General features: G+C 52.5%; 6 protein-coding genes and 1 tRNA gene. 4 read left to right on the plus strand and 3 right to left on the minus strand.

The genetic code is table 11. The annotated features are described in order from the left end of the window. Nucleotides 1-34: 34 nt before the first annotated feature. From folK to tsaD, 3 genes are read right to left on the minus strand one after another with little or no spacing between them, the layout of a single operon-like run. Nucleotides 35-586, minus strand: coding sequence for a 2-amino-4-hydroxy-6-hydroxymethyldihydropteridine diphosphokinase (gene folK / locus IBX50_RS15630; RefSeq protein WP_292257226.1), 552 nt, complete (start codon nucleotides 584-586; stop codon nucleotides 35-37). Beyond that, nucleotides 583-957, minus strand: a complete 375-nt coding sequence (gene folB / locus IBX50_RS15635; RefSeq protein ID WP_292257227.1) for a dihydroneopterin aldolase — start codon at nucleotides 955-957, stop codon at nucleotides 583-585. Before folB ends, folK begins: the two co-directional genes overlap by 4 nt. Then, nucleotides 954-2,009, minus strand: a complete 1,056-nt coding sequence (gene tsaD / locus IBX50_RS15640) for a tRNA (adenosine(37)-N6)-threonylcarbamoyltransferase complex transferase subunit TsaD (RefSeq protein WP_292257228.1) — start codon at nucleotides 2,007-2,009, stop codon at nucleotides 954-956. Before tsaD ends, folB begins: the two co-directional genes overlap by 4 nt. A 145-nt stretch (nucleotides 2,010-2,154) precedes the next feature. Between tsaD and rpsU the strand changes: the two genes are divergently transcribed. The 4 genes from rpsU to IBX50_RS15660 all read left to right on the plus strand — a co-directional run bounded on the left by rpsU (nucleotide 2,155) and on the right by IBX50_RS15660 (nucleotide 6,485). Next, nucleotides 2,155-2,370, plus strand: a complete 216-nt coding sequence (gene rpsU / locus IBX50_RS15645; RefSeq protein WP_292257229.1) for a 30S ribosomal protein S21 — start codon at nucleotides 2,155-2,157, stop codon at nucleotides 2,368-2,370. Nucleotides 2,371-2,496: 126 nt separating this feature from the next. Next, nucleotides 2,497-4,359: a DNA primase gene (gene dnaG, locus IBX50_RS15650; RefSeq protein WP_292257230.1), complete on the plus strand. Its 1,863-nt coding sequence runs from the start codon at nucleotides 2,497-2,499 to the stop codon at nucleotides 4,357-4,359. A gap of 107 nt (nucleotides 4,360-4,466) precedes the next feature. Further along, entirely contained in the window at nucleotides 4,467-6,329 is a 1,863-nt protein-coding gene (gene rpoD / locus IBX50_RS15655) for an RNA polymerase sigma factor RpoD (RefSeq protein ID WP_292257231.1), read from the plus strand. Nucleotides 6,330-6,408: 79 nt separating this feature from the next. After that, nucleotides 6,409-6,485: transfer RNA gene (locus tag IBX50_RS15660), tRNA-Ile, on the plus strand. Nucleotides 6,486-6,631: the final 146 nt, after the last annotated feature.

Consider the following 6,631-nt stretch of genomic DNA (forward strand, 5'->3'; position numbering starts at 1 on the left):
AGGGCGCAGCGATTAAGTTTTTTGCGGCAGCAGGTTAATCCTGAAGTGGATCACTAACGGATATTTTTTGCCCCTGCCAGGTGAAATCCACCGCTCGCATTTGCTGTTCCGGGTGGGCATGAATCTGCCAGAGCTGTTGGTAACTGAGGTTATAACCCGGCACCCGTTGCTCCGGTGACAGCTCTGCCAGTGGGCGCAGCACAAAATCATGCTTCAGCAGATCCTTGTAGGGCAGGCACAGCCCGTCCAGCTCCCCGCAGGCATCACCCCAGGTCACCAGATCCAGATCCAGCGCCCGCACATAAATACTCCGATCTTCCGGCAGCAGATATTTTTGCTGACTCTCCACCGACTTCAGAAAAGCATTCAGTTCACCGGGCTGCAGGTGGGTAAAAAAACCGGCCACCAGATTATAAAAAGCTGCACAACGGGCAACTTTGATACCCACCGGTTGGGTTTTATAAACCTGACTGATGATCAGAGTACCAAAGGCTTCATGCAAGGCATCCAGTGCACGGCTGATCTGCTGATGGCGATCATGGTTGCTGCCAAGGCTGACCCAGCAGAAAACAGAGGCTTGATTCACTGGCTACTTCCGATAGTTTTAAGGCGAGTGATTCTGACACCAGTGGTTTCGGCGGCAGGAATAGCCGCTGGTTTACACAGTGTCAGGGTGACTCGGTTGGTGTTGAATTGATCCAGCAGCAGCTGCGCCATTTTTTCTGCCAGAGTTTCGATCAGCTCATGGTGCTGGCTCTGTGCAAGTTGCATCACGGCCTGGCTGATGGCCACATAATCCAGGGTTAACTCCAGGCTATCCTGCGCTGCCGCCGGTCGAATATCTGTGCTCAGCTCCAGATCCAGCACCAGTTTCTGTTGCAGCTGTTTTTCCCACTCAAATACACCTATACCCGCCAGAAACTGCAGCTGGTGGATAAAAATTGTGTCTTCATTCATGGTTTAAGGCTCTTTAATTCGGTCAAAGGCCAGCGGGGGCGCAAAGGGGGGGGTGTGGTTCCATCCTGTTGTCCGGCCAGCAAGCGCTGGGCACCAGCATAAGCAATCATGGCACCGTTATCCGTGCAGTAAGCCAGTGCCGGATAAAATACCTGTCCGCCCATAGCCTTCAAGCTGCTCGCCAGCTGCACACGCAGGTGCTGATTGGCACTGACACCACCGGCAATCACCAGACGTTTTAGCCCAGTCTGTTTTAATGCCCGTTTGCACTTAATGACCAGCGTATCCACTACCGCATCCTGAAAAGCCCAGGCCACATCAGCCAGAGTTTGAGGGTCAAGAGTTTGCTCATCCGCTGCATTCTGTGCCTTTAACTGCTGCACACAGGTCAGGGTATGGGTTTTTAAGCCGCTGAAGCTGAAATTCAGGCCGGGGCGATCGGTCATCGGGCGCGGGAAACGAAAACGTCCTTGTGTACCCTGCTCGGCCAATTTGGCCAGTCTGGGGCCACCGGGATAACCCAAGCCAAGCATTTTCGCGGTTTTGTCGAAGGCTTCACCGGCAGCATCATCCACGGATTCACCCAGCAATTCGTATTCACCAATAGCATCCACCCGAATTAACTGGGTATGGCCACCGGAAACCAGCAGCGCCACAAAAGGGAAATCAGGCGGTGTCTGCGTTCGATCCAGCAGGGGTGCCAGCAGATGACCTTCCATGTGGTGAATACCCAGTGCGGGAATATTCAGAGCAAAAGCCAGCGAACGCGCCAGGCAAGCACCGGTCATCAATGCACCAATCAGACCGGGGCCGGCGGTATAAGCCACACCATCCAGTTGATCAATACGGCAACCTGACTCAACAAATAGCTGGCGAATCAGTGGGGTGAGTTTAAGTAGATGATCACGAGAAGCCAGTTCCGGCACCACACCGCCAAAACGTTCGTGCAGCTTAACCTGGCTGTAGAGTGCATCAGCAATCAAGCCGCGCTCGGTGTCATAGAGTGCAACACCGGTTTCATCACAGGAGGTTTCTATACCCAGTACCAGCATGGTGTGGCGCTCTCCGCAAAACTAAAGCTGCACAGTATAAAGGAAGTCCATTAATGTTTGCACCGGCAAGTACAAAGGAGTAGAATTTTTGACTCGCTGTACCCTAAAAACCCCAATACCCAACCCCTTAAGGATGGTGATTTTAATGCCTGCAGTTAAAGTCAAAGACAACGAGCCGTTTGACGTTGCCCTGCGTCGCTTCAAGCGTTCCTGCGAAAAAGCTGGTGTTCTGGCTGATGTGCGTCGTCGTGAGTTTTACGAAAAGCCCACTTCTGAGCGCAAGCGCAAGAAAGCAGCAGCTGTCAAACGTCATCAGAAAAAACTTCAGCGCGAACAGCGTCGTTTTGAGCGTCTGTATTAATTAGACGCGCCTGACGGCAAAGTGATGTTGAAGTTGTCTTGACGCAAGGCAACTCCTTAAAGCGAGTCTTAAATTTGATTTAAGGCTCGCTTTTTGTTGGGGTCAGATTTTTTTGGGAGAAATCGAATGGCCGGACGTATTCCTCAGGCTTTTATTGATGAACTCATCGCCCGCAGTGATATTGCGGAAGTGGTGGGCTCGCGCCTGACGCTGAAAAAAACCGGCAAGAATTATTCAGCGCTCTGCCCTTTTCATAACGAAAAATCCCCCTCCTTCAGTGTGAATCCCGACAAACAGTTTTATTACTGTTTTGGCTGTGGTGCCAGCGGTAATGCCCTGACTTTTTTGATGGAACATGATCATCAGGACTTTGTGGATGCCGTGGAAACCCTGGCAAGAATGCAGGGAATGCAGGTGCCCAGAGAAGAAGGGCATCGACCGATTCGTAATGAAGAGCAGCAGCGACAACAAAAACAGCTTGCAGATGAGCGACAGCGCTGCATGGATCTGGCGCGGCAGTTTTATCAGCACACTCTACGGCAGCCGGGTGGGCAACAAGGACTCGACTATTTTCATCAACAGCGGGGCCTGCAGGACGCTTTGCTGGAAAACTACGCTCTGGGGATGGCGCCGGATGCCTGGGATGCCCTGAAAAACCACCTGACTGCTGCCGGTATCCCAGAGGCGATGCAGCTGGAGCTGGGTCTGCTGGTGCAAAAAGAGGAAACTGGTCGGGTTTATGATCGTTTTCGTAACCGGGTGGTGTTCCCGATTCGTAACATCAAGGGTCAGACCATTGGTTTTGGTGGTCGAGTGCTGGATGACAGCAAACCCAAATACCTGAACTCGCCGGAAACCCCGCTATTTTATAAAGGCCAAGAGTTGTATGGCCTGTATGAAGCCCGCCAGCAACCCGGTCGGCTGGAGCGACTGCTGGTGGTGGAAGGTTATATGGATGTAGTGGCACTGGCGCAGCAGGGCATTCACTGGGCGGTGGCAACCCTGGGTACAGCCACCAGTGAAGAGCACCTCAAGCGCATCTTTCGCCTAGTGAACGAAGTGGTGTTCTGTTTTGATGGGGATGCTGCCGGCACCCAGGCGGCGGCGCGTGCGCTTCACACCATTCTGCCGCTGATGACTGATGGTCGTCACGCCCGCTTCCTATTTTTGCCGCAGGGTGAAGACCCAGACACACTGGTGCGTAAAGAAGGAGCTGGACTGTTTGAGCAGCGGGTAGGGCAAGCCCTGCCGCTGGCAGAATACATGCTGCGTTATTTGCAGCAAGGGCTGGATCTGGCGCTGCTGGATGATCAGGCACGTTTGGCGCAGGCGACAAAACCCTTGCTGCATGCCTTGCCAGATGGAATGCTCAAGCGGCGTATCACCCATCATCTAAGTAAAATCACCGGCATGCAGGAGCAAGATCTACTGGGTGTGGGTGCAGTATTGCCATCATCCTCGCAACCCTTGCCATCTTCACCTTCGGTTGATCGCTTGACTGATTATGGTCAAAACCGAAATACCCGCACAAAACCTGTACGGGAAGGGCAAACGCTGCCAGTGGAAGAAAAGCTGCTGCGCTTGTTGGTGCGTTATCCTGATCAGATCAAACAGGTCGATCAAACCCTGCAACTGGACGCGCAGAGTAGCCCGTCCACCAGCTTGTTGATGGAGGTGTTGGATTACCTGCGTAAAACTCCCGGTGCTACTACACAGGTGTTGCTGGCGCACTGGATGGGCACACCACAGGGTGAGCAGTTGCTGGAACGGGCAAAGCTGGCACTGGAGCTGAACCGCGAGGCAGCAAGCAAGGAAATTACAGAAATTTCTGCCTACCTACTGGCAAAGACCAGTGAAGAGTTACAACAGCGGCGTTATACTGCCCTGCTGGAGGTTTCCGGCAGGGGACAACTGACAGCCGAAGAGCATCAGGAGCTGTTTGCACTGGCGCTGGCCTTGCAGAATCACCATAAAAGAACGGGCAAATAGACGTAAAGCTGCCGATAGGCTATAATTCCGCGCTTAACAACGGGTCAGGCATTCAAACCTGCCCTTCGCCATATCCAAGTTTCTTGCATAGCTGAGATAGGGGTTCTATGTCCGGGAACGCGAAGCAGCAATCTCGACTGAAAGAATTGATCGCCCGCGGTAAAGAGCAGGGTTACCTGACTTACGCGGAAGTCAACGATCACCTCCCGGAGGAAATTTCCGACCCGGATCAGGTCGAAGATATCATCCGTATGATTAACGATATGGGCATCCCCGTCAGTGAGGAAGCCCCGGACATGGAAACCCTGTTAATGACCGACGGCGATTCAGCCGACGAGTCTGCCGCAGAGGAAGCCGTTGCCGCCCTTGCCGCCGTGGAAAGTGATGCGGGTCGTACTACTGATCCGGTGCGTATGTACATGCGTGAAATGGGAACCGTGGAGCTGTTGACACGTGAAGGCGAAATTGTCATCGCCAAACGTATCGAAGAAGGCATCCGCGAAGTCATGCACGCCCTGGCTTACCTGCCAGGCACTGTAGACACCATCATTGAAGCCTATGATGTGGTGGCTGCTGCCGAAAATGGTCGCCTGACGGATGTATTTGCCGGCTTCATCGACCCGGTAGAAGATCTGCCGCCGGAAACCGAAGCAGAAATTCCTGCTGCAGCCCCTAAAGCTATGGCTAAGGATGCGGATGATGAAGAGGATGAAGACACTGAAGCCGCTTCCGATGATGACGAAGATGCAACCGTCAGTGGCCCTGATCCCGAAGAAGCACGCATCCGTTTCACTGCCCTGCGTGAACAGTTAGACAAAGCCACCAAAGCCGTGCAGAAAAATGGCTTTGGCCACGCCAAGGCTCAGAAAGAGCTGAATACCCTGGGTGAACTCTTTGCACCGTTCAAACTGTCCAACAAGCATTATGAGCGGTTAGTCAGTGAAGTGCGCATAGCTGTGGGTGACATTCGTGATCAGGAAAAACAGATCATGAAGCTTTGTGTCGGCAAGGCCAAAATGCCACGTACAGACTTCATTGCCAGCTTCCCCGGTCGTGAAACCGATCTAGCATGGGTAGATGAGCTGATTGCCAAAAATGACGAGATCGGCAAACGTCTACGTACGTACCGTGTCGACATCCAGCGTGGACAGCGCCGCATCCGTGCTTATGAAGAGCGTTTCCGACTTACGGTCACTGAAATCAAGGAAGTAAACCGCCGTTTATCCATTGGCGAGGCAAAAAGCCGCCGCGCCAAAAAGGAAATGGTGGAAGCCAACCTGCGACTGGTCATCTCAATTGCTAAAAAATACACCAACCGGGGTTTGCAGTTCCTTGATCTGATTCAGGAAGGCAATATCGGCTTGATGAAAGCCGTAGACAAGTTTGAGTTCCGTCGTGGTTACAAGTTCTCGACCTACGCCACCTGGTGGATACGTCAGGCGATTACTCGCTCCATTGCTGACCAGGCACGTACCATTCGTATTCCGGTGCACATGATTGAGACCATCAACAAAATCAATCGTGTACAACGCCAGATGCTGCAGGAGATGGGTCGTGAACCCTCGCCTGAAGAACTGGGTGAACGACTGGAAATGCCGGAAGACAAGGTACGCAAGGTACTCAAAATCGCCAAGGAACCCATCTCGATGGAAACTCCGATTGGTGATGATGAAGACTCACATCTGGGTGATTTTATCGAGGATACCAATCAGGAATCCCCGATAGATTCAGCCACCGGTGAAGGCCTGGTTGAAGCAACCCGCTCGGTACTGTCAGGTCTGACAGCCAGGGAATCCAAGGTTCTGCGTATGCGTTTTGGCATCGACATGAACACGGATCACACCCTTGAAGAAGTGGGCAAACAGTTTGATGTAACGCGCGAGCGGATTCGTCAAATTGAAGCCAAGGCACTGCGCAAGCTGCGCCACCCTTCACGCTGTGACTCCCTGCGTTCTTTCCTGGACGAGTAGCATAAAAAAACAGAAAGCCTTGATCCTTCAAGGCTTTCTGGTATTATCCTTGCCGCACAAAAGCAACACACCTTGTTAAGGGCCCATAGCTCAGTTGGTTAGAGCAGGCGACTCATAATCGCTTGGTCGCAGGTTCAAGTCCTGCTGGGCCCACCAAAAATACCTCGTTTAATCAGTCAGATACGGCACCCATGAGGTGCTTTTTTTGTGTCTGGTTTTTATTAATGCCTAAAATTAGGCGGAAACAGTTTGAGGTTCCTGAATAGCATCAACATGCGGCCACTCACGCTGCTGAATAAGCC

Source organism: Marinospirillum sp., from assembly GCF_014859565.1.

What these genes read in the sequence shown, in the direction of transcription:
- dnaG (WP_292257230.1), top strand. Translation starts at nt 2,497, where the DNA reads ATGGCCGGACGTATTCCTCAGGCTTTTATTGATGAACTCATCGCCCGC.
- rpoD (WP_292257231.1), top strand. Translation starts at nt 4,467, where the DNA reads ATGTCCGGGAACGCGAAGCAGCAATCTCGACTGAAAGAATTGATCGCC.
- rpsU (WP_292257229.1), top strand. Translation starts at nt 2,155, where the DNA reads ATGCCTGCAGTTAAAGTCAAAGACAACGAGCCGTTTGACGTTGCCCTG.
- folB (WP_292257227.1), bottom strand. Translation starts at nt 957, where the DNA reads ATGAATGAAGACACAATTTTTATCCACCAGCTGCAGTTTCTGGCGGGT.
- tsaD (WP_292257228.1), bottom strand. Translation starts at nt 2,009, where the DNA reads ATGCTGGTACTGGGTATAGAAACCTCCTGTGATGAAACCGGTGTTGCA.